We start from the raw sequence: 21,347 nt of genomic DNA, 5'->3' as shown, positions 1-21,347 counted from the left end.
GGTTACCCCTCGACGTACGCGCCCAGTTTTTGATGCAGACCGGCCCAGCCTTTGTCCATCACGCCGCGAACGATCGGATGAGGTTGCCCGAACTCCGTCAACGTATGCTCGTTCCAGCCGGAATGAATGATCGTAATTTCGGTTTGATCTGCCAGATCCTTCAATTCAAACGTCAGCGTCCAGTCTTTCCCCCACCGAAACGCAATTTTGCGGGGTTCGTCCACTTCCGTCACTTTGCACGGAGACATTCCATAGGGGCCCGCATTCAGCTGAAATTCATGGCCAACGACCGGCTCGAGATCATTGGGCATAAACCATGCCGACAGCCCTTCCGCCGTAGCGACGGCCTTCCATACCTTCTGAATCGGCGCCTTAAACACGCCGGTATACCGTATATCGGGCAAAGCCCCTTGTTTTTCATGTTCCATTGTTGATCCCTCCCGTTTTTTATACCTAAATGCGAAACCTTCTGGTTTTATTTCTTGTTTATTATATACAACCGTTTGGTTTCATATCAAGTCCAATTTTTGCCTGGGATCCTGTTTATAAAAATAGATTCCCTCTCATTCGGTACCCTGTCGGCCTTTTTTTATTGCATTTACAACAAATAATAAATTCTATATACTTGTCATTGACGTTGACGTCATCATGACTATCTGATCGAAACATAAATCCGGAGAGGGTTGAAAATGATGCATTCAAAAAGAATTACACAATCCGAGGAACTAGAGGCTGCTTTCTTAATAAGAAAGAAAGTATTCGTTGAAGAACAAGGTGTGCCACTCACAGACGAGTTTGATGAATTTGATACGCTGGATGGAGATTGCGAGCATCTGCTCGCCTACTACGATGGACAACCCGTTGGCACGGGCCGGATCCGCGCTCATGATGGAGTAGGCAAATTAGAACGTATTTGTATTTTAGAACCTTACCGCAAAATGGGGATTGGAAAGACAATCATTTCAGGATTGGAAGAAATCGCGCTTGAAAAGGGGCATCAGCAAGTTAAATTGCACGGGCAAACCCAGGCAGAGGGATTCTATAACAAGCTTGGCTACCGGACTTCATCAGCTGAATTTATGGAAGATGGTATTCCCCACATATTAATGGTCAAAAATCTTGAACCTTCTCTCATTTAAAAACAATTCCAAGGGTCATCTACTGTCAAAACACAAAAAAGCCGCAACAATGCGGCTTTTAAAGTGTAATGTTCGCTTCGCCTTGCCGTTTTTCGCCGTACAACGCTTCGCATTAACCTCTGAACTGCTTCAAAAATTGCACGGCTTTGGAAATGTCGGCTTCCGGATCTTCGCCCACTTCGCGTTCGATCGTCAAATATCCGGCATAACCGATGTCTTCGAGCGCCTTCAAATATTCCGTCCAGTTCACGCTGCCTTCGCCAAGCGGAACTTCGCGGAAATATTGGCCTTCGCCTGGAACGAACGTGTTATGTTCGTTGACGGGCGCATCGTAGCCGAGGGACTCGTAAATGTAATGCGCCGGTACCTCGCGCAAACGGATGCCGTCCTTCGCATGGGTGTGCACAATGTAATCCTTCAGGTTGTATACGCCCTGCGCAGGATCGTCTCCCGTCACCATGACCATGTTGGCCGGGTCGAAGTTGACGGATACGCCTTTGGAGCCGAGACCGTCGAGGAATTCCTTCAATCTTGCCGAAGGCTCCGGACCGGTTTCGATCGCAAAGTAGGCGTTCATGCTGGTTGCGTACGATGCGAGCTCTTCGCAGGCATCATGCATGTTTTGATAAATCTCGCTGTTTCTATCTTCCGGCACGATTCCGATATGCGTCGTCACGACGGAAGTGCCCAGCTCGACGGCCAGATCGAGAATCCGTTTCGATTTTTCGATTTTTTCCGCATTTACGCTTTTGTCCTGGAATCCGTAACCGCCCAAATCGCCGACAAGCGCGGAAATTTCCAGACCAAGCGACGCGATGTACTCCTTCAGTTCTTTACGCTGCGCAGCAGAGAGGTTTGCCGGGTCCATCTCGCCGCTTACGGCATAAATCTGAACGCCGTCCGCCCCGACCTTTTTAGCCCGCTGCAGGCCTTCTCTAACGCCTACGCGAAAGCTGTCTACAATAACGCCGATTTTATTGTTCATCACCATTGACTCCTTCCGTATTCGTATGATTTACGCTTCGTTCCAGAAGCGCTTCACGTTTTCCAATCCGATGCGCGTTCCTTGGACCGCGTCTTCCATGCCCTCGAATTCGATGGACAAATATCCGTCATAACCCGAAGCCTTGATCAGGCGGATCGATTCGCGCAGGTTGATGTCGCCGTGTCCGGCGATCGCCCCTCTCAAGTAATTGCCGCCGGCCGTTTTGAACCAGCCTTCGCCCGGATCCTTGGATGCATGGCGCAGGTAAAAGTCCTTGATATGAACCATGGATGCAAACGGCAGATTGTTGCGGACGGCAATGACCGGGTCCTCGTCGACGCACATGAAGTTTCCGACGTCGAGCGTCGTTTTGAAATTCGGACGGTCCACGGCGTGAACCAGCGCCTGCACGCGGTCGCTTGCTTGAATGTAATACCCGTGGTTTTCGACGCTTGTCGTAATGCCGTACTGCGCCGCATAGTCCGCAACTTGGCGGCAGGCTTCGGCCAGGCGTGGAAGCTCGCTGTTGAACTGCTTGATGGAAGTGTCGCTGCGGCCTGCCACGTCATGGCGCATCAGCTTCACGCCCAAACGGGCGGCGACGTCCACTTCTTTCTTGACGCGTTCGACTTCCTTGGCGATCTCCTCGTCGCTGTCGACGCCGAAATTGGCGTAAATCGCATAGTTGGAAACTTCGATGCCCACTTCCTTCGCTTTAGCGACGATTTGGTCCGTCAATTCGGGATTGTCGGTCAGCGAATAGCCGATCGGCACGATTTCCACATGCTCCCCGCCGATTTCCGCGATTTTCTCGATGGCCTCGAGGATCGTCATTTTGCCTTCATGCACGGGACGGTACAAACTATAAGTGCTTACTCCCACTTTCATAGCTGGATTTCGACTCCTTTTTCGGCGGATTCGTAAATGCCCGTCAATATTTTCATCAATTCCAATCCGTCTTCGACCGGGCTCATCGGCTCCCTGTTGTGTTGGATATTGAGGATGAACTGATCGATTTCGTTTTGGAACGCGGCTGCGAAGTTAAAGCCTTTGTTGTCGATCTGCGGCTCGATGTTGACCATTACGTCGTTCTTTTCGGTTACGATCACTACCTCCGGATCGATTTCAAATCCGCCTTTGGTGCCATAAATGCGAACCCCTGCTTCATCCTTTTTCGCGTGCAGGGAGAAGCTGACGTCCACCATCAGCGATGCGCCGTTTTCAAAACGGATCAAAGCATTCGCCAAATCCTCCACCGTATTTTTGCTTGCGTCATAGTCGGCAGCCTTGTAGAAGGACAGATGCTTCACGTTCGAACGGTTGCCAAGCTTGTGATAAACGTTCCCTGAAACCGATTTCACTTTTGGTCTGCCCAGCATGTACCAGCACAGGTCGATGACGTGCACGCCGATGTCGATCAGCGGTCCGCCGCCGGAACGTTCTTTGTCCGCGAACCATCCGCCAGGGTTGCCGAGACGGCGCAAAATCGATGCTTTGGCATAATACAGCTCGCCGAATTCGTCTTTTTGGATGAATTCCTGCAGAAGGCCGATGTTCGGGTCATACCGGCGCACAAAGCCGACTTGCAGCAGCTTGTCGCTGGAACGGACCGCTTTTTGGACGTTCAGCGCCTCTTCCACGGTGCGGCACAGCGGCTTTTCGACCAGGACGTGTTTGCCTGCCTGGATCGCGGCGATGCTGATTTCCGCATGGGAGTTGTTCCATGTGCAGATGCTGACGGCGTCGATTTCAGGGTTCGCGAGAAGCTCGTTGTAGTCCGTATATGTGTGCGCTGCGCCGTATTTTTGCGCGGCCGCCTTCGCTCGTTCTTCGTTCAGGTCGCAGATGGCCACGATTTCGGCATCCGGGTTTTTTTGATACGAATTCATGTGCGACTCGGAAATGGAACCTGCACCGATGATGCCCACTTTGATTTTGCTCATTCGCATTCAACGCTCCTTTGGATTCATTCTCATCTTTTGGATTGATTGGGAAGTGCTTCGATAGATGTTTTATATATATTGAATTATAATGTTTCTAGTTAAGTCTGCCATGCAAAGCCTTGCTCTTTATTTGTATAATTGTGCGATTTTGAGGTGAACGATATGGAAAGACCCCTTTCTCTGCAAGAACCGATGGATATGCCGAACCGCTTTTTCCCGATCAAAGTCCATTACACGACGACCAAAGAATACGGAATGACGCTCTTTAACCATCATTGGCATAATCATCTCGAATTCCTGTATTTCACCAAAGGATCCGCCATGATCGAGCTGAATTCCGTTCCGTACGAGGTTCGCGAGGGGGACCTGGTCGTCATAAACAGCAACGATCTGCATTACGGCGTCAGCCAATGCGACGATTTGGTCTATTATGCGATGATCCTTGACATCAAGCTGCTCCATAGCCACTCGATCGATGCGATCGAAACCAAATTCATCACGCCGATTTCGCAGAACCGGATTTTGTTCGCCAGCAAAATTACCGGCGACGCCGAAATCATCAGCTGCATATCCTCCCTCATCGAGGAGCTGAACCAGCGCGAGCTGGGATACGAGTTATCGATCAAGTCGTATTTGTATCGAATCCTGACCATTTTGCTGCGCCGATACGGAACGAATAAACTGTCCACGGAAGAAGACCATCAGCGCCTGAAGAATCTGGAGCGGTTCACGCCCGTTTTTCAATATATCGAAGAGCATTACCCCGAGGATCTAAGCGTCGATCAGCTCGCCAGGCTTGCGGGCCTCAGCCGGTTTCATTTCAGCAGATTGTTCAAAGAGCTGACCGGGCGCACCATTACGGACTATATTAATACGCTGCGGATCAACAAATCAGAATACCTGCTGCGCAACTCGCGCATGAACATTTCCGAAATCGCGCTATCGACCGGTTTTAAGGATATTTATTATTTCAGCCGCTCGTTCAAGAAATATAAGCATGTTTCGCCAAGCGAAATGCGCAAAAACTTCCATATTTAATGTAAAAACGATAGGATTCCTGATCGAAAACAAAAATTTGTCGAATGAAATTTAGGATTTTGCATGGTCAATCTCCTTTTTTCTGGGTATAATAGTTCTGAATGTTTGATATTTTATACATAAAGTATCATTTTGAGGAGGAACATATCTTTGGATCCATATTCATCCGAACAATTTAACCAGTTTCAACAAATGCCGCCGATGCAGCCGCCGAAGACCAACGGCAAGGCGATCGCAGCCCTCGTGCTCGGCATTCTCAGCCTGATGATCCCGTACGTGGGCCTGATCCTCGGCATCATCGCGATCGTCCTGGCCTGCCTCTCCTTCAAGGAGATCAAGCAGAGACAAGAAGGCGGACGCGGCCTGGCCATCGGCGGACTCGTTTGCGGCATTATCGGCACAGCCTTATACGGAATCATTATCGTCATCCTCGTCATTGCCCTCATGGCCTTCGGCGCTACCGACAGCTATTATGATGTGCTTTCGTCGATTCCGCCTTTGACATCGGCTTAATAACGCAAAAAAGGATTGAAGCATGCGCTTCAATCCTTTTTTTGCATTCGCTACGATAAAACAGAGTTCGCCGTTAAACATCCAGGAGAGACAAAAAGAGCTGCCCCGGCCTTGAAGACCTTGGGCAGCTCTGCTGCATAAAGCGATCCTTATTATTCCGTCACCGTTCCGTAAATCAATACAGGGGCTTCGGCATGGTCGGCGATACGGATGTTGTCGTAAATTTTGTTTATGACGTCATCCACGTTTTCGCGGTTGGCATGAATCGTTACGAGCGATTCGCCTTTTTTCACGCGATCTCCGATTTTTTTGTTCAGCATCAGGCCGACGGCCAAATCGATTTCCGATTCTTTGGTCGCGCGTCCCGCTCCAAGCCACATGGCCGCCGTACCGATTTCGTCAGCGACGATTTCCGCGACGACGCCGTCTTCCTTCGCAGGAACCTCGATTTGATACTTCGCTTGCGGGAGCAGTTCGGGATGATCCACGACATCCGGATTGCCGCCTTGGTTGCGGATGAACTCCTTGAATTTCTCGAGCGCTTTGCCGTTTTTGATGACTTCCTTCAGCATTTCTTCCGCTTCCTCGAGGGAGCTTGCCTTTTTCGCCAGGTATACCATTTGGCGGCCGAGCGCCAGGCACAGTTCTTCAAGGTCTTTCGGCCCTTGGCCTTTCAGCGTATCGATCGCCTCTTTGACCTCAAGGGAGTTGCCGATGGCGAAGCCAAGCGGCTGGCTCATGTCGGAGATGACGGCCATCGTGTTCCGTCCGACGTTGTTGCCGATGCTGACCATCGCATGCGCAAGCGCCTTCGCGTCGTCGACGGTTTTCATGAAAGCGCCGGCTCCCGTTTTGACGTCCAGCACGATCGCGTCGGAGCCTGCGGCGATTTTTTTGCTCATGATGGAGCTCGCAATAAGGGAAATCGAATCGACCGTCCCCGTGACGTCGCGAAGCGCATACAGCTTCTTGTCCGCAGGGGTCAGGTTGCCGGTTTGGCCGATGACCGCGATTTTATGTTTGTTGACCAGCTCCACGAATTCCTCGCGTTCGATTTCCACGTGGAAGCCTTCGATGGACTCCAGCTTGTCGATCGTTCCGCCGGTATGTCCCAGGCCGCGGCCGGACATTTTGGCTACCGGGATATCCAGCGCCGCGACAAGCGGTGCAAGCACCAATGTCGTCGTGTCGCCCACGCCGCCCGTGGAGTGCTTGTCGACCTTGATCCCTTCGATTTCGGACAAGTCGATCGTATCGCCGGAATGAACCATGGCCATCGTCAAATCCGCCCGCTCCCGCTGGGTCATGTCTTTAAAGAAAATCGCCATCGCCAAGGCACTGACCTGGTAATCGGGAATTTCCCCTTTGGTATAGCCTTCTATGATGAAATTGATTTCTTCCGTTGTCAATTCTCCGCCGTCACGTTTCTTTTCAATCAAGTCGACCATTCTCATAGGTAGCAATGCCTCACTTTCAAAAAGTTAATGATATTATTCCGGCTTACAGCGTGATAGCCGTTTCGAGCGCGACTTCCATCATATCGTTGAACGTCGTCTGGCGTTCTTCCGCGGTCGTTTCTTCCCCTGTCAACAAATGGTCGCTGACCGTGAGCAGCGTAAGCGCGTTGACGCCGAATTTGGCGGCAAGCGTATAAAGTGCGGTCGTTTCCATTTCCACGCCGAGAATGCCGTGCTGCATCAGCTTTTCAACGACGGATTTATCGTCGCGGTAGAAGATGTCCGAGCTGAAGACGTTGCCGACATGCAGCTTGAGGCCTTTTTCCACGCCTTTCTCATAAGCCGTTTTCAGCAGCTGGAAGCTGGCGATCGGGGAGAAGTCATAGCCGCCGAAATAATGGCGGTTTGCGCCGGAATCCGTACAAGAAGCCTGGGCCAAAATGACGTCGCGTACATGCACGTCTTTCTGCATGCTGCCGCAAGTGCCGACGCGCATCAGGTTTTTAGCGCCGTATTCATTGATCAGTTCGTTCACGTAAATGCTGATGGACGGAATACCCATGCCCGTGCCTTGAACGGAAACGCGTTTTCCTTTATAAGTCCCCGTAAATCCAAGCATGCCTCGAACTTCGTTGTAACAGGTCACATCCTGCAGGTACGTTTCCGCGATGAATTTTGCACGCAGCGGATCTCCAGGCAGCAGAATCGTTTCCGCGATATCTCCGGTTTTGGCTCCAATATGAGTACTCATGAATATGTCCTCCTGACAAGTGTTTATTATGGATAAAATAGGTTGCGAATTATTTCAAATCTTTAAGGAAGCTCGTGCCGTATTCCGGCATGGTCACGCCGAAGTTGTCCGCTACCGTTGCGCCGATGTCGGCGAACGTGTTGCGGAGCGCAAGCTCGCTGCCGCCGTTCTTGAAACGCGGGGAATACACGATCAAAGGCACGTACTCGCGGGTATGGTCCGTGCCGCGGTACGTCGGATCGTTGCCGTGGTCCGCGGTGATGATCAGCAGATCGTCGTCGGTCATTTTCGCGAAAACTTCCGGCAGGCGCGCATCGTAATCCTCAAGCGCTTGACCGTACCCTTGCGGATCGCGGCGGTGTCCGTACAGTGCGTCGAAATCGACCAGGTTCAGGAAGCTGAGACCGGTAAAGTTTTGGTCCATCGTAGCGATGAATTTGTCCATGCCGTCCATGTTCGAAGACGTGCGGATCGCTTCGGTTACGCCTTCCCCGTCATAAATATCGGAAATTTTCCCGAGGGCGATGACGTCGAAGCCACCGTCCTTCAGCTCGTTCATTACCGTGCGGTTAAACGGCTTCAGCGCATAATCGTGGCGGTTGGCCGTGCGCTTGAAGGAACCCGGCTGTCCGACGTAAGGACGCGCGATGATGCGGCCCAGCATGTAAGGATCGTCCAAAGTGATCTCGCGGCAGAACTCGCAAATTTCGTAGAGTTCCTTCAGCGGAATCACGTCTTCATGCGCGGCGATCTGCAGCACGGAGTCTGCCGAAGTGTAAACGATGAGCGCCCCGGTCTTCATTTGCTCTTCGCCAAGCTCGTCGATGATGGCCGTTCCGCTCGCCGGCTTGTTGCCGATGACCTTGCGTCCGGTTTTTTCTTCGATGCGCTTGATCAGCTCGTCCGGAAATCCGTCGGGGAACACGCGGAACGGCGTATCGATGTAGAGGCCCATGATTTCCCAGTGTCCGGTCATCGTGTCTTTGCCTGCGGATTTCTCCTGCATTTTCGTGTAATAGGCGAGCGGCTTATCCGCTTTGTCGACGCCCTGGATTTCGCGAATGTTGGAAAGGCCGAGCTTGGCCATATTCGGCATGTTCAATCCGCCGCGTTCTTTGGCGATATGCCCGAGCGTGTCGACGTCAAAATCGTCGAATTGCGCGGCGTCCGGCGCTTCGCCGATTCCTACCGAGTCCATGACGATCAAGTGTACGCGTTTAAATTCTGCCATTCATGATCACTCCTTCGTAATTGAGTATAACGTATCTATTTTATAAAAACACGCCGGCAATCGTTGCGGACAGCACGCTGACAAGCGTCGCTCCGTACAGCAGCTTGAGGCCGAAACGCGCAACCACGTTGCCCTGCTTCTCATGAAGTCCCTTCACCGCGCCGGCAATGATGCCGATCGAGGAGAAGTTCGCAAACGAAACGAGGAACACCGATACGATGCCGACGGCGCGGGCGGACATGGCCGTATGTTTGCCGAGCTCGAGCATGGCGACAAATTCGTTGGATACCATTTTCGTAGCCATGATGCTGCCTGCTTCCACGGCCTCGTTCCAAGGCACGCCCATCACGAAGGCAAACGGAGCGAAGACGTAACCGAGCAGTTCCTGGAAGGTGATGCCGAAGATGCCGTTAAAGATGCCGTTGATCATCGCGATCAACGCGACGAAACCGATAAGCATCGCCGCAACGGTAATCGCGACCTTGAACCCGTCCATAATGTATTCCCCGAGCATCTCGAAGAACGACTGCTTTTCGGACTCCTCCTGAACTTCCAGACTGTCTTCCTCAGGCGTCACTTTATAAGGATTGAGGATGGAAGCGATGATAAATCCGCCGAACAGATTCAGAACGAGCGCCGTCACGACGTATCTCGGGTCGATCATGGTCATGTACGCGCCAACGATGGACATCGAAACCGTGGACATTGCGGACGCGCAAAGCGTGTACAAGCGGTGCTTCGGCAGCGCGCCGATCTGCTTTTTGACGGAAATGAACACTTCGGATTGCCCCAAAATGGCCGAGGCCACTGCGTTGTAGGATTCCAGCTTGCCCATGCCGTTGATCTTGCTGAGCACGAGGCCGATGAGCCGAATGATAATCGGAAGCACTTTGATGTACTGCAAAATTCCGATCAGGGCCGAAATGAAGATGATCGGCAGCAGCACATTGAGGAAGAACGGAGCTTGTCCTTCGTTCGCTATGCCGCCGAATACGAAGTTGATGCCTTCCGCGGCATAATCCAGCAAGTTTTTGAAAATATCCGAAAATCCTTGAATCAGCGCGGTTCCGACAACCGTATTCAGCAAAATGAATGCCAGAATAAGCTGAAGAATGATCATGATGATCAATGGGCGATAGCGAATACCACGTTTGTTATTGCTGACGACAAAAGACAGTGCAAACACGACGAGTAATCCCAATACCGCAATCAAATATTTCATGGCTGTCTCCCTAGGTTGAATTTTGTATGAAGATCCGTATGAACAAGGCTATGAAAAATCGTTTTCATAAAGCGCTTCCAGACGATTCATGAAAAAGCGGAGCATGGATGTTTCGCCTCTCCGCTTTGCGTCCAGGCGGCTGACGCCGTCGGTTTGAAGCATTAGTAGGAAGACGTCGACTGGCCGCCCTCCATAATTTTTACGCCGGAGCTCGCGCCGATGCGGGTAGCGCCCGCTTCGATCATTTTGTTCATGTCTTCCAGGCTGCGTACTCCTCCGGAAGCTTTCACGCCAACGTTCGGGCCGACCGTCTGACGCATCAAACGGACATCCTCCGGCGTCGCGCCTCCCGTGGAAAATCCGGTCGAGGTTTTCACGAAATCTGCACCCGCTTTCACGGACAAACGGCTAGCGCGCTCCTTCTCTTCATCCGTAAGCAGACAGGTTTCGATAATGACTTTTACAAGCGCTTTCCCTTTGGCTGCGTCAACGACGGCTTTGATATCCTGCTCCACGAAATCGTCCTGCTTGTCCTTCAGAGCCCCGATATTAATGACCATGTCGACTTCGGTTGCGCCGTTTTCGATCGCATTTTGCGTTTCGAACGCCTTCACGGCCGATGTGGTTGCTCCCAGAGGGAACCCGATGACCGTGCACACTTTTACTTTCGTGCCGCTTAACTGCTCGGCGGCATATTTAACCCATGTCGGGTTTACGCATACAGAAGCAAATTCGTACTTTTTCGCTTCTTCCGTCAATTTTTGAATTTCGCTTTGGGTTGCATCCGCGCGAAGCAACGTATGATCGATCATACCTGCAAGATTTGTCATCATGTCATCTCCTTCAAGAATAATTACCCGAAAATATTGCGCTTTCTTTGCTTGCTGCAGAAATATCATAACACTCGTCAGAACATATGTAAACACTGTCTTGAAATTATGTTCATGGCGGTTTTGTGGCATTCACCAGCCTATTTTGCGCAAAAAAAATCTGCCATATGTATCTATGGCAGATTTTGAAATCCTTTAAACCGTCAGGGCTTGGGCCGTGAACTGGTCCGTGATCAAAATGTTCGCGTACCCTCCGGCCAATGCCGCGCGGATCGCATCCACCTTGCTTTGCCCGCCGGCAACCAGGATGGACTTTTCCTTTTTCCGCAATTCGTGCAAATCGATGCCGACCGTCCGGTTGTTGATCTCCTCGCTGCAGATGTTGCCGTCCTTGTCGAAAAAACGGGAAGAGATATCGCCGACGCCTTTTTTCTTCAGCAGTTTTTGCTCCTCATCGGTGAAATAACCGAGCCTGAACAGCAGCGCATCCTCCCTTACCGTCCCGACCGTAAACACGGCAATGTTCGCTTGCTTGCCCAGCTCGATGATCCTGCTGATGTGCCGGTCCTCTTCCACGATGCGTTTCAAGGCGATATTATCGAAAATGACCGGAAGCGGAAGGTAGCGGGCCACCGTTTGATAAGCTTCGGCAAATAAATTGACCGTATCCGCCGCGTACGTGTTGACGTGGGAATGGCTGACGCCTCCCTTGAGCTGGACGACTTCGACTCCCCTGACGCTTTTGGGCTGCAGCTGCTTCGCCACCGCAAACATCGTCGTCCCCCAGGTTACGCCGATAATATCTTTGTCTTGGACGTTGTCGTACAGATAATCGGCGGTTTGTTTGGCGATATGCTTTTGAATTTCTTCATAGGTATTCAGGGGAGAATAACAGACCTGGACGGTATCCAGCCCGTATTTCTGTTCCAGCTTTTTCGATAAAATATGGGAGTCTTCCTGCGGATCCACGATCTCGATTTTCACGTACCCCTGCTCCTTCGCGAACTGCAGCAGCCTCGATACCGTCGGACGGGACACGCCGAGCCGCTGCGCGATGTCCTGCTGGCTGAAATCCGATTGATAGTAAAGTCTCGCAGCTTCAATCGACAATCGTTGTTTTTCTATGTCCATTCTTTGATCATCACCCGTCTTTTCTCTCTCTTACGTCATGAGCCGTTCGTTTCGCGCGCCTTATCCTGCAATTCCCCGATCGCTTGCCTGATTCCTTTTTGCAAGATATGCTTTTTCCGGCGCCGTTTATTTGTTAAGATAGTTATTGTGAATTTTTCCGTCACAATCAGTATAACAAAAATAGTCGATGAACGTACATCGTCAAAGACAAGGCCGGCCTTCGACCACAAGGATGGACTTCAAAACAAGACCTGCGGATTGCAGCCGGGGCCGGGCCCGATAGAAAGTGAGCGATCATGAAAAATACATATTCCCCGTACTTTGAATTTGACCGGAACGCATGGGCGTTGTCCCGGGATTTGCCCTCTCTCACGATATCGGAAGAAGAGTTCGAAAAGTTAAAGGGCTTAAACGAAAAAATTTCGATCGAAGAGGTATCCGCCGTATATTTGCCGCTGGCGCGGCTGATCCATTTATACGTCACCGCTTTTGCCCAGCTTCAATCGAAGATGAGTTCGTTTTTGAGCGTCCCTGCGCCGAAAGCCCCGTTTGTCATCGGCATAGCAGGCAGCGTCAGCGTAGGCAAAAGCACCACCGCCAGATTGCTGCAAACGCTTTTATCCCGCTGGCCCGAGCATCCCAAGGTCGATCTGGTGACGACAGACGGTTTTCTGTACCCCAACCGGGTGCTTGAAGCCAAAGGCATCATGAACAAAAAGGGCTTTCCGGAAAGCTACGACATCAACCAACTGATGCATTTTATCAGCAGCGCCAAGTCCGGCGAACCCGCCCTTCACGCTCCGTTATATTCCCACTTCGAATATGACGTTCTGAAGGACCGCACGCAGCTTGTGGACCGGCCCGATATTTTGATCGTCGAAGGGATCAACGTGCTGCAGGTGAACACCAGCGAGCCGTTTTTCGTCAGCGACTTCTTTGATTTTTCCATCTATATCGATGCCGACGAAGAGAACATCCGCAAGTGGTACATCGAAAGGTTCCTGCTGCTCCGCGATTCGGCCTTCCAGGACCCCCGTTCGTATTTCCACAAATACGCGACGCTCTCGGAGGAAGAAGCGGTCGGCACCGCAGCCAAAATCTGGCAGGACATCAACGCCAAAAACCTGCACGAAAATATTTTGCCGACGAAAGAACGGGCCAAACTGATCATCAAAAAAGGCTCGGACCATTTGATCGAAAAAGTGATGCTTCGCAAATAACGGATTCGAATCCTCGAATAACGGGTGCCGCCTGCGTCCTAATGCGGACGAAACCAGGTCGGCGCCCACCAATTATATTTCCCCAGCAGCTTCATCAAGGACGGCACCACAAGCAGCCGGAGCAGCGTAACGTCAATCCATACGGCAGAAGCGATGCCGGCGCCGAGCTGCCTAACCCCTTCCACCTCTCCAAAAGCAAACGGCAGCGTGACCGCAATCAGAATGGCTGCTGCAGTCGTAATGAGCTTTCCCGTAGAAGCCAATCCTTCTTGGATGGCAACATCCACTTGTCCCGTTTCCCGGAAGGCTTCGGTCATCCGCGACAGCAGAAACACCCCGTAATCCATGCTTACGCCGAAAACCAAACCAAAAACAAACACGGGAACCATCACGGCGATCTCCCCCGGCGATGAACCCGCCAACCCGCTCTGAAACACGATCACCAGGACGCCGAACGAGGCCGCGATGGTGAGCAGGTTCATAACAACCGCCTTCACCGGAATCAACACCGAACGGAAAGCCGCAAACAACACCAGCATATTGGTGATGACGATAAAAGTAAGCATGCGGGGCAATGCACCGGCAACCGCGTCGATGACCTCCTGCCGGGATTTGGCTTCGCCCCCGAGAAGCACGCGGATGCCTGATTGTCCGGCCTCTTTTTCCAGGCTTCGCAGCCAGGTATGGACCTCCGCCGAGCCCGGCTCTCCCATGTAAGAAATCCGGTAGAAGACTGTATTTAAATAGGAATTGTCCTTGAAAACGGGTACCGGCAATGGTTTGATGCCAATAACCGAAACGTCGTTTTGGATCCGCTTGATCCAGGCTGCCGCTTCCTTGCGTTCTTCGGGCGTAAATCCCTTTCCTGAAGGCTGCATGGCAAGCAGCACCTCCGAGACGCCATCCTGCCGAAAATACGTGCGGATCGCTTCATCGGCTTTTCTTGATTCCGTTTCGGGAGGGAGGGAACGTGCATCCGGAACCGCCGTGGTCATCCGCAATGCGGGAAAAAGCAATAGCATCATGAGGCAGCATCCGGCCAGCAATACCCTCCCCGGTCTACGCCTCACCCTTTCCGCCCAAAGAGCCCAAAACCTGCGGCTTCGGTCGTCCGGGAATGCTTGTCCGGCCTGTTTCCGTACCAGCCACGGTGAAATGAATCGCAGCAGCGCCGGCACCAGGCTTAAATTTACGGCCGCCGACAGGATCACGACGATGATGGCGCAAAGGGATGCGCTCCGGAACATCGGCATCGGGATGAAAGCGACGGCAACCAATCCGCCTAAGACGCATGCGCTCGAAACATAAACCGCTCTTCCCGAAGTGCGAAGCGTTACCTGCAACGCTTTTTCCGGATGGCCCCTCCCCAGCTCTTCCCGGAAACGGTTCGTCATAATAAAGGCGAAGTCCAGGCATAGCGCCAGCCCGGTCATCGGAATGACGTTCAGGATGAAATTGGACAGCTCGAGATCGAAAGCGGCGCCCAGCATCGCTATGAAGCCCATCGCCGTTGAAACGGAAAGCAATCCCATCAGAACGGGAAGCAGCGCATACCAGAAACCGCCGAACGAAAGCAATAAAATGAGGAAAGCAAGCGGAATCCCGAAACGTTCCGCCCGTTTGAAATCATGCATGCTCGCTTGATTGACATCCTCCTGGACCACCGTTTTCCCCGTCAATTGGATCGTGATGCCTTCGAAATGCGGCAGTCGGTCCCGAATCCAGTTCAATAGATTTTTGCGCTCTCCCAGGGGCTCATCCGTTCCAATGAGGGCATATGCTGCATCCTTTGCCATCTGCTCGCGATGTTTCAGCGGAGACTGCACGAATGCAACTCCGTCCAGTACGGCCAGTCTCTTCAAGGTATCATCGATAATCTCTGAAAATCGGGCATGCGAAACGGTTGGCTGCCTTTGGAACACGACGATCACCGGATCTTCCGGCATGCCGCCGTTTTCCTCAAGGAGCCGCTGTACTTCGTACGAGCTGCCTTTGGTGTATAAGCCGGGGCCTTGGACGATGGAGGGGAGCCGTGCCGAAAACGATCCGAATATAACAAAAATCGCCATCCAGCATGCCGCGATTGCACCCGAATGGCGATATACGAACCGAGACAACCACTCACCCATGCCCGTCATCCCCGTTTTCCGGCGGGGTTTGCGGACCCATCCGGGTGGACTTGACCACCGCATCGCCCAGCTGAGGGAACATGCGTGCACAGGCCGTGAAAATTCGCGGAACAACCGGCATGTTGGCCAACGCCTGCAGTCGGCGTCCTAAGCTCAAAATCGATGCATATTCCTTTTGCATGTCAAGTCGATATGCGCGGTACCACTCTTCCATGCTCATGGCGTTCCGGAGGTACTTATCGCCGTAATGGGCGCATCTCCCTGCCGATCGCAGCGCGGCGGACATGCCATCGCCAAACAACGGCGGGATCATCGCGCCGGCATCGCCAATCTGGGGCACGATTCCCCAAACGTCCGGCTCCAAGGACAAATAGACAGGGGCAATCGATACCTCCGAATCCGGGATCACCGTCCCACCGGCCAGCCGCTCCGCGAGCTGCTTGTTATCGGCTGCAGCCGATAGCAGGAGCTCCCGCACGGAGTTGCCTTTACGCCGGATCCGGTCCAGCGGCAGGAGAGCCGCGACGTTCGTTTTCCCCCCTTCGACGGGCGAAATGCCGATATAGCCATGCCTGATAAAATAAAGCTCCACCGCCTGATCGGTGGCTACTCCGCCGAAATGGGCCTTGATTCCGATATAGGCTGTTCTTCCGCGCCTTTTTGCCGGTCGTGCCGCCAATTCCGTTCGTGGATGTACTCCCCAAGCGGCAAAAACGGTACGGGCATACAGGATGTTGGTCCCTCCCGCCGAGCGGATGCCGATGCGAAATGCCCCCGAATCGGCGGCGATGCTGGATACCGACGTTCCGGTATGCACTTGTGTGCCGGCTTTTTCCGCAGCCTCGAGCAGAACCGCATCCATTTCATACCGGCTTAAGCCCCATGCAGGTTGCTCCAGCTTGGCTTCGACGACGCCCCCATGCCTGAAAACGATTCGCGCCTTCGTGATTCGGCCAGGCTGCAGCGCCTTCAGCGCCTCATAAACGCCAAGTTCCTTGAATACTTCGAGCGTTTCCGGCGAAAGGAATTCTCCGCAGGCTTTATGCCTGGGAAAACGGAGCCGGTCGAACAACATGGTGTTCCATCCGAGGCTGCCGAGACGGATTGCCAGACTGCTTCCGGCCAGTCCTCCCCCTATTACCACCGCGTCCGGCATTTCGGCGTCCCCCCCTCAACATTTGTTCCCTGCGTGTCCTTTTTTGAAAATCACGACCGTATACCGAAACAACGGTTTCCACCGGTATTTCAAATCATAGCTTCCATGCTGCTTGATCGCCTCGCTTAACCTGTTCCAATCCTTGGCTTGAAATCCTTTCGCGACGGAAAGCGGCCCGTCATGGCGGATATAACGGTTTTTGGAGAAGATGCGGGCTGCCAGCCAAACCGCGGACCAGGCCAGCCAATGGCGGTGAATGTCGCTGATGACGATGCCGAGCCTTGCGGATTTCAGCATATGTCCCGTCACTTCCGCCAGCCGCTCGTCCGGAAAGTGGTGCAGAAATTGCGAACATATAAGCATATCGGCCGCCGACTCGGCAACGTCGAACACGTTTCGCCTGATCGCACGGACGCGAGGTTCGTCCGTAAATATCCGACTGGCTTCGCGGCAAGCTTCATCGGTCATGTCTACCAACGTCATGCGGATCCGGATGCCGTTGCGATCGGCCCAGCGGAGAATGCGGCGGTTCAATTCCCCCGAACCTGCTCCGATATCCATCACATGAAGGTCGTTCGGGCAGCCTGAACGCCTCCATAATTCCTTCACGCCGCTTAATACCGGTCCAGAGGCTGCGAATATCCGATTAAGCAGTCGTAGATGGCGGAGCGCTTCCTCCAGTTCCTTGCCGCCTGCATCAAAATCGTCCATGTATTCTTCTTGGGGCGAACGGCCGTCGAGCGCTTTAAACATATGCGCCTTCACTCCCCGCCGATTGTACCGCTTCCGCTTTTGATAAATAAGTAAACGCCATCAGCTCCGCCGTTAATCCCGGACCAAAAGCAAGCGAAATGCCATCGGCCCGATCGATCTCCTGTCTGGCCAGCTCGGATTTCATTTCTTTCAGGACAAACAAAATCGTGGCCGACGACAGGTTCCCGAAATTTTTCAAGACGTTGCGGCTGTATGAAACCTGAGATTCCTCCAAGGCAAACATCTCCCGCACGGCGTCTATGATGCCCCGCCCTCCGGGATGGATGGCCCACAGGGACGGCAAACTCCGCTTGCCAAGCAGCATTTCTGCCTCTTCGCGCAGGAAAGATTTCAGCCGTTTAGGGATGTCTGGTGACAGATACAGATCGAATCCCCGGTCTCCAACCCTCCAGATCATCTCCTCCCGCGAATCCGGAACCAGCACGGCATGCCCTTGGCCAAGCCGGAATACATGCTCCTGACCGTCGGCGGCAGTTTCGACGATGCACGCTGATGCGCCGTCTCCGAAAAAGGACGCCCCGAACAGCGTTTCGCGGGAGGTCGGCGGCTGAAAATGGATGGTGCAAAGCTCGACGCAGACGATCAACACCTTGTAATCCGCTTGGCTTTCGGCGATCGTTCTGGCGAGCTGGACGGCTTTTAGCCCGGCATGGCAGCCTTGAAACACGAGCGGGATGCGGTTCACCCGCCAAGGCAATCCCAATTCCTGGACGAGCATGGAATCCAATCCGGGCAGAAACTGTCCCGTACAGCTCACTGTAATCAGATGCGTAACGTTTGCCGGGCCGATCCCGGCATCCGCCATCGCTTCCCGGGCCGCATGGACGGCAAGCGGGACCGATTCCCGTTCATATGTATTCATCCGGTGCGCCGTCGACGGAACCGGCATGCCGGTCCGGTCGGGCAGATAACGGCATTTTCCCGCCGGCTCCAAAAATTCCGGTTCGCACGTATAACGCGTTTCGACGCCGCATTGCCTGAAAATTCTTCGGGCCCATCGCGTGATGTCCAAATCATCTCGGCAGGACTCCGCGATTCTCTCAAAAACTTCATCCTGCTGCAGCTTGTACGGCGGGATGCTTGTCCCGATCCCGGTGACCGCCGTTCTGCCCGCGTATACGGATGCCATCATCTGCGACTCCGCCCCTCTCTTCGAAAACCATATTCAGACGCCGTTCACCGGCGTTGACACGATCGTACCGTTACTTCCTCAAATAAGTTATGGTGAGACAAGTTTATTCGAAAAAAAGATAGAATATGCTACATCAAGCAACGATGCAAAAAAGGACGTATCCGGTTTACCCGGAATACGCCCCATCATGTGTATCCATTCGAAATTTATTCAATGGAAATGTGTTTCGTGCCGTCCGTATCCTGCGCTCTTTTCGGAATTTCGATGCGGAGCATGCCGTTTTCCAGTTTGGCCCGCGCCCCGTTCCCGTCTGCGCGGTCAAGATAGAACCGGCGGACGAATTCGCCGTAATGACGCTCGCGGCGGATCACTTTTTGATCCTCGTCTTTCGTTTCGAACATGTCGTTTCGTTTGGCGGAAATGATCAATTCATCCTTCTTCAGTTCGATTCGGATATCGTCTTTCTCGAAGCCCGGAAGTTCCGCGTCGACGTAATACGCCTTTTCGGTTTCGCGAAGATCCGCGCGGAATGGTTTCGTGCCGAATTCGGTTACTCCGAAGGAATCGAATATATCGTTAAAAGATTTCATCATGCTGTTAAAGAAGACGTCGCTTCTCCGTTGGAAAGGAATCAAATCAAACATATCGTGTTCCTCCTTTGGTTTATGAATTTGCAAAATCGGCCTTCATTGCCGGCCAACCTGCGCAATATTTTGGTTCATTCGGCGATGAACCTTACAGTTATATTGTACGTTTCTTGCAGCTTTCGGGCAAAGCCGATCTTGTATGAAATCCGGCGGTTTTAAGCGGTAGAAGGCGAATTTGAGAATTTGACTTTATCTGACTTTAATTGTCTTTGACTTTCTTTGACTTTTATGAACGCATGAAATAACGCCTGCCTTCGGATGAAGCGCAGACGTTTTGGGGTTGTTGCAAATTTTGAATCCACCCGGACTCTATAGGAGGCCGGATTAAAGAACGGAATCGTCCACCTGATTGAGCCAGTTTTCAATGTCTCCGATGACCGACGCCACGCAGCCGTCTTCAAACGGCGACTTCAAGCCCGCGTATTCGACCAAGCCCGTAAACGATTGGCTTCCGCCCGCTTTGCAGAGCTTCAAGTAATCGGCCCAGGCAGCCTTGTAGTCTTCGTTCATGCGCTTCCAGAACTGGAATGCGCACAGCTGCGCCAGCGTGTAGTCGATGTAATAAAACGGCGATTGGAAAATATGGCCCTGCTTATGCCAGAATCCGCCGCGTTCCAGATAATCGTTGTCTCCGAAATTGCGGTGAGGCAGGTATTTCTTCTCGATTTCGCGCCAAGCCTGCTTCCGCTCCGCCGGGGTCGCATCCGGATTCTCATACACAAAGTGCTGGAATTCGTCGACGGACACGCCGTAAGGAACAAACAGAAGCGCGCTGCTCAAATGATCGAATTTGTATTTTTCCGTGTCTTCCTCGAAGAACAGATTCATCCAAGGCCAAGTGAAAAACTCCATGCTCATGGAGTGGATTTCTGCTGCCTCGTACGTCGGCCAGTGGTATTCCGGCACCTCGAAATGGCGGCTGGAATATACCTGGAACGCATGGCCCGCTTCGTGCGTGAGGACGTCGATGTCTCCGGACGTGCCGTTGAAGTTCGAGAAAATAAACGGCGCGCCGTATTTGCTGATGTACGTGCAATAACCACCGCCCTGCTTGCCTTTCTTGCTGACGAGATCCATGAGTCCGTTTTCCACCATAAAGTCGAAAAATTCCTTCGTTTCAGGCGACAGCTCGGAATACATTTTTACGCCGCGTTCCAAAATCCAGTCCGGATCTCCTTTAGGCGCGGCATTTCCGGTTTTGAAACTGAAACCGTCGTCGTAGATGTACAATTGATCCACGCCGATCCGCTGACGTTGGCGTTCTTTGAGCCGGGTTGCTACCGGAACGATATGCTCGAGAACCTGCTTGCGGAAATTGGCGACCATTTCGGCGTTGTAATCTGTGCGGTTCATCCGAACGTAAGCCAGCTCGACGAAGTTTTTGTAGCCCAGCTTATGCGCGATGCGCGTGCGCACCTTGACGAGCTCGTCATAGATGCGGTCGAAATCCGCCTCATGTTCGGCCATGAACCGGTAGCGGGCTTCCGATGCCCGGCGGCGTACATCGCGGTCCGTCGACAGTTCGAACGGAGTGAGTTGGGTCAGCGTGCGTTCTTCGCCTTCAAACGGAATTTTCGCGGAGGCGATCAGCTGCGCATATTCGGTGGCCAGCTTATTCTCCAGTTGGAGGTCTTCGATGATCTCGGGACTGAACGTTTTGAGGGCCAGCTCGGCGAGCTGGAACAGTTGGGTGCCCCATTTGGCCTCAAGCTCCGCCCTGAATTTGGAATTTACCAGCGCACGGTAAAAATCGGTTATGTATTCCTGATAGATTGGCACGACTTCGTCAATATAGTCCTGTTCGGCTTTGTAAAACGGATCGTTCGTATCGACCGAATGGCGGACCGTTACGATTTGTGCCATCGAATCCACTTCCCCGCGGAGATGGTTGATCTCGGACAAAACCTGCTCCTGATCTTCCAGCCGCTCGGCGGATTCGAACCGTTGCACGAGCTGTCCGAACTGTTCCTTGATCGACTCGATATCCGGACGCTCATATTTGTATTCGCTGAATTTCATGCGTTGACACTTCCTCTCATCCTTAGGATC

General features: G+C 52.6%; 20 protein-coding genes. 4 read left to right on the top strand and 16 right to left on the bottom strand.

Translation table 11 applies throughout. The annotated features are described in order from the left end of the window. Positions 1-2: 2 nt before the first annotated feature. Positions 3-428: an SRPBCC family protein gene (locus tag NYE48_RS13135; protein WP_212949657.1), complete on the bottom strand. Its 426-nt coding sequence runs from the start codon at positions 426-428 to the stop codon at positions 3-5. A 264-nt stretch (positions 429-692) separates the two neighbouring features. Here NYE48_RS13135 and NYE48_RS13130 point away from each other — a divergent pair, with 264 nt between their 5' ends. Further along, entirely contained in the window at positions 693-1,139 is a 447-nt protein-coding gene (locus NYE48_RS13130) for a GNAT family N-acetyltransferase (protein ID WP_212949737.1), read from the top strand. A 112-nt stretch (positions 1,140-1,251) separates the two neighbouring features. Here the strand turns inward: NYE48_RS13130 and NYE48_RS13125 are convergent, their stop codons facing one another. Genes NYE48_RS13125 through NYE48_RS13115 form a run of 3 tightly spaced genes read right to left on the bottom strand, consistent with a single transcriptional unit; the run spans position 1,252 to position 4,067 of the window. Continuing rightward, on the bottom strand, positions 1,252-2,130 hold the full coding sequence (locus NYE48_RS13125; protein ID WP_036709808.1) for a sugar phosphate isomerase/epimerase family protein: 879 nt from the start codon (positions 2,128-2,130) through the stop codon (positions 1,252-1,254). 24 nt (positions 2,131-2,154) lie between these two features. Then, a complete protein-coding gene (locus tag NYE48_RS13120; protein ID WP_340998993.1) occupies positions 2,155-3,012 on the bottom strand; it encodes a sugar phosphate isomerase/epimerase family protein in 858 nt (285 codons plus the stop codon). Then, positions 3,009-4,067 (bottom strand): Gfo/Idh/MocA family protein, encoded by a 1,059-nt coding sequence (locus NYE48_RS13115; RefSeq protein WP_036709815.1) that lies wholly within the window; start codon positions 4,065-4,067, stop codon positions 3,009-3,011. Before NYE48_RS13115 ends, NYE48_RS13120 begins: the two co-directional genes overlap by 4 nt. Positions 4,068-4,229: 162 nt before the next feature. Here NYE48_RS13115 and NYE48_RS13110 point away from each other — a divergent pair, with 162 nt between their 5' ends. Together NYE48_RS13110 and NYE48_RS13105 are read left to right on the top strand one after the other, a co-directional pair. Further along, positions 4,230-5,105 carry an AraC family transcriptional regulator gene (locus tag NYE48_RS13110; protein ID WP_340998992.1) on the top strand — a complete coding sequence of 292 codons (876 nt, stop codon included), beginning with the start codon at positions 4,230-4,232 and terminating at the stop codon, positions 5,103-5,105. Between the two features lie 192 nt (positions 5,106-5,297). Then, positions 5,298-5,618 (top strand): DUF4190 domain-containing protein, encoded by a 321-nt coding sequence (locus NYE48_RS13105; protein WP_212949739.1) that lies wholly within the window; start codon positions 5,298-5,300, stop codon positions 5,616-5,618. 152 nt (positions 5,619-5,770) lie between these two features. On the opposite strand, the gene NYE48_RS13100 is transcribed toward NYE48_RS13105, so the two are convergent. The 6 genes from NYE48_RS13100 to NYE48_RS13075 form a co-directional block, all read right to left on the bottom strand. Then, positions 5,771-7,072, bottom strand: coding sequence for a pyrimidine-nucleoside phosphorylase (locus tag NYE48_RS13100; RefSeq protein WP_340998991.1), 1,302 nt, complete (start codon positions 7,070-7,072; stop codon positions 5,771-5,773). A gap of 46 nt (positions 7,073-7,118) precedes the next feature. Continuing rightward, complete coding sequence (deoD, locus tag NYE48_RS13095) at positions 7,119-7,826, bottom strand: purine-nucleoside phosphorylase (protein ID WP_340998990.1); 708 nt, start codon at positions 7,824-7,826, stop codon at positions 7,119-7,121. A gap of 49 nt (positions 7,827-7,875) precedes the next feature. Further along, positions 7,876-9,057 (bottom strand): phosphopentomutase, encoded by a 1,182-nt coding sequence (gene deoB / locus NYE48_RS13090; RefSeq protein WP_340998989.1) that lies wholly within the window; start codon positions 9,055-9,057, stop codon positions 7,876-7,878. 40 nt (positions 9,058-9,097) lie between these two features. Further along, positions 9,098-10,279: a NupC/NupG family nucleoside CNT transporter gene (locus NYE48_RS13085; RefSeq protein ID WP_340998988.1), complete on the bottom strand. Its 1,182-nt coding sequence runs from the start codon at positions 10,277-10,279 to the stop codon at positions 9,098-9,100. A 161-nt stretch (positions 10,280-10,440) separates the two neighbouring features. Beyond that, a complete protein-coding gene (deoC, locus tag NYE48_RS13080; protein WP_212949666.1) occupies positions 10,441-11,112 on the bottom strand; it encodes a deoxyribose-phosphate aldolase in 672 nt (223 codons plus the stop codon). A gap of 192 nt (positions 11,113-11,304) precedes the next feature. Continuing rightward, a complete protein-coding gene (locus tag NYE48_RS13075) occupies positions 11,305-12,240 on the bottom strand; it encodes a sugar-binding transcriptional regulator (protein ID WP_036709837.1) in 936 nt (311 codons plus the stop codon). A gap of 296 nt (positions 12,241-12,536) precedes the next feature. On the opposite strand from NYE48_RS13075, the gene coaA reads away from it, so the two are divergent. Next, a complete protein-coding gene (gene coaA, locus NYE48_RS13070) occupies positions 12,537-13,460 on the top strand; it encodes a type I pantothenate kinase (protein ID WP_340998987.1) in 924 nt (307 codons plus the stop codon). 38 nt (positions 13,461-13,498) lie between these two features. Here coaA and NYE48_RS13065 read toward each other — a convergent pair whose 3' ends face one another. From NYE48_RS13065 to NYE48_RS13040, 6 genes are all read right to left on the bottom strand, one after another. Beyond that, positions 13,499-15,589, bottom strand: a complete 2,091-nt coding sequence (locus tag NYE48_RS13065; RefSeq protein WP_340998986.1) for an MMPL family transporter — start codon at positions 15,587-15,589, stop codon at positions 13,499-13,501. Then, positions 15,582-16,745, bottom strand: a complete 1,164-nt coding sequence (locus NYE48_RS13060) for an NAD(P)/FAD-dependent oxidoreductase (RefSeq protein WP_340998985.1) — start codon at positions 16,743-16,745, stop codon at positions 15,582-15,584. Before NYE48_RS13060 ends, NYE48_RS13065 begins: the two co-directional genes overlap by 8 nt. A 15-nt stretch (positions 16,746-16,760) precedes the next feature. Continuing rightward, complete coding sequence (locus NYE48_RS13055; protein WP_340998984.1) at positions 16,761-17,498, bottom strand: methyltransferase domain-containing protein; 738 nt, start codon at positions 17,496-17,498, stop codon at positions 16,761-16,763. Next, positions 17,491-18,651: a type III polyketide synthase gene (locus NYE48_RS13050; protein WP_340998983.1), complete on the bottom strand. Its 1,161-nt coding sequence runs from the start codon at positions 18,649-18,651 to the stop codon at positions 17,491-17,493. The genes NYE48_RS13055 and NYE48_RS13050 overlap by 8 nt, the downstream gene beginning before the upstream one ends. A gap of 206 nt (positions 18,652-18,857) precedes the next feature. Beyond that, the gene (locus NYE48_RS13045) at positions 18,858-19,295 is read right to left on the bottom strand and encodes an Hsp20/alpha crystallin family protein (protein ID WP_340998982.1); all 438 of its coding nucleotides are present in this window, start codon (positions 19,293-19,295) and stop codon (positions 18,858-18,860) included. A 327-nt stretch (positions 19,296-19,622) separates the two neighbouring features. Further along, complete coding sequence (locus NYE48_RS13040; protein ID WP_212949675.1) at positions 19,623-21,317, bottom strand: M3 family oligoendopeptidase; 1,695 nt, start codon at positions 21,315-21,317, stop codon at positions 19,623-19,625. Positions 21,318-21,347: the final 30 nt, after the last annotated feature.

The organism is Paenibacillus sp. FSL M7-1455, from assembly GCF_038004655.1.
Lineage (GTDB): Bacteria > Bacillota > Bacilli > Paenibacillales > Paenibacillaceae > Paenibacillus_AQ > Paenibacillus_AQ cookii.
This window is presented reverse-complemented; position numbering and strand designations above follow the sequence as displayed.

Excerpts from the sequence above, each read along its gene's own strand:
- NYE48_RS13065 (WP_340998986.1), bottom strand. The coding sequence starts at position 15,589 with ATGGGTGAGTGGTTGTCTCGGTTCGTATATCGCCATTCGGGTGCAATC.
- NYE48_RS13110 (WP_340998992.1), top strand. The coding sequence starts at position 4,230 with ATGGAAAGACCCCTTTCTCTGCAAGAACCGATGGATATGCCGAACCGC.
- NYE48_RS13055 (WP_340998984.1), bottom strand. The coding sequence starts at position 17,498 with ATGTTTAAAGCGCTCGACGGCCGTTCGCCCCAAGAAGAATACATGGAC.
- deoB (WP_340998989.1), bottom strand. The coding sequence starts at position 9,057 with ATGGCAGAATTTAAACGCGTACACTTGATCGTCATGGACTCGGTAGGA.
- deoD (WP_340998990.1), bottom strand. The coding sequence starts at position 7,826 with ATGAGTACTCATATTGGAGCCAAAACCGGAGATATCGCGGAAACGATT.
- coaA (WP_340998987.1), top strand. The coding sequence starts at position 12,537 with ATGAAAAATACATATTCCCCGTACTTTGAATTTGACCGGAACGCATGG.
- NYE48_RS13100 (WP_340998991.1), bottom strand. The coding sequence starts at position 7,072 with ATGAGAATGGTCGACTTGATTGAAAAGAAACGTGACGGCGGAGAATTG.
- NYE48_RS13060 (WP_340998985.1), bottom strand. The coding sequence starts at position 16,745 with ATGCCGGACGCGGTGGTAATAGGGGGAGGACTGGCCGGAAGCAGTCTG.
- NYE48_RS13135 (WP_212949657.1), bottom strand. The coding sequence starts at position 428 with ATGGAACATGAAAAACAAGGGGCTTTGCCCGATATACGGTATACCGGC.
- NYE48_RS13125 (WP_036709808.1), bottom strand. The coding sequence starts at position 2,130 with ATGGTGATGAACAATAAAATCGGCGTTATTGTAGACAGCTTTCGCGTA.
- NYE48_RS13130 (WP_212949737.1), top strand. The coding sequence starts at position 693 with ATGCATTCAAAAAGAATTACACAATCCGAGGAACTAGAGGCTGCTTTC.
- NYE48_RS13045 (WP_340998982.1), bottom strand. The coding sequence starts at position 19,295 with ATGTTTGATTTGATTCCTTTCCAACGGAGAAGCGACGTCTTCTTTAAC.
- NYE48_RS13120 (WP_340998993.1), bottom strand. The coding sequence starts at position 3,012 with ATGAAAGTGGGAGTAAGCACTTATAGTTTGTACCGTCCCGTGCATGAA.
- deoC (WP_212949666.1), bottom strand. The coding sequence starts at position 11,112 with ATGATGACAAATCTTGCAGGTATGATCGATCATACGTTGCTTCGCGCG.
- NYE48_RS13040 (WP_212949675.1), bottom strand. The coding sequence starts at position 21,317 with ATGAAATTCAGCGAATACAAATATGAGCGTCCGGATATCGAGTCGATC.
- NYE48_RS13115 (WP_036709815.1), bottom strand. The coding sequence starts at position 4,067 with ATGAGCAAAATCAAAGTGGGCATCATCGGTGCAGGTTCCATTTCCGAG.
- NYE48_RS13105 (WP_212949739.1), top strand. The coding sequence starts at position 5,298 with ATGCCGCCGATGCAGCCGCCGAAGACCAACGGCAAGGCGATCGCAGCC.
- NYE48_RS13085 (WP_340998988.1), bottom strand. The coding sequence starts at position 10,279 with ATGAAATATTTGATTGCGGTATTGGGATTACTCGTCGTGTTTGCACTG.
- NYE48_RS13050 (WP_340998983.1), bottom strand. The coding sequence starts at position 18,651 with ATGATGGCATCCGTATACGCGGGCAGAACGGCGGTCACCGGGATCGGG.
- NYE48_RS13075 (WP_036709837.1), bottom strand. The coding sequence starts at position 12,240 with ATGGACATAGAAAAACAACGATTGTCGATTGAAGCTGCGAGACTTTAC.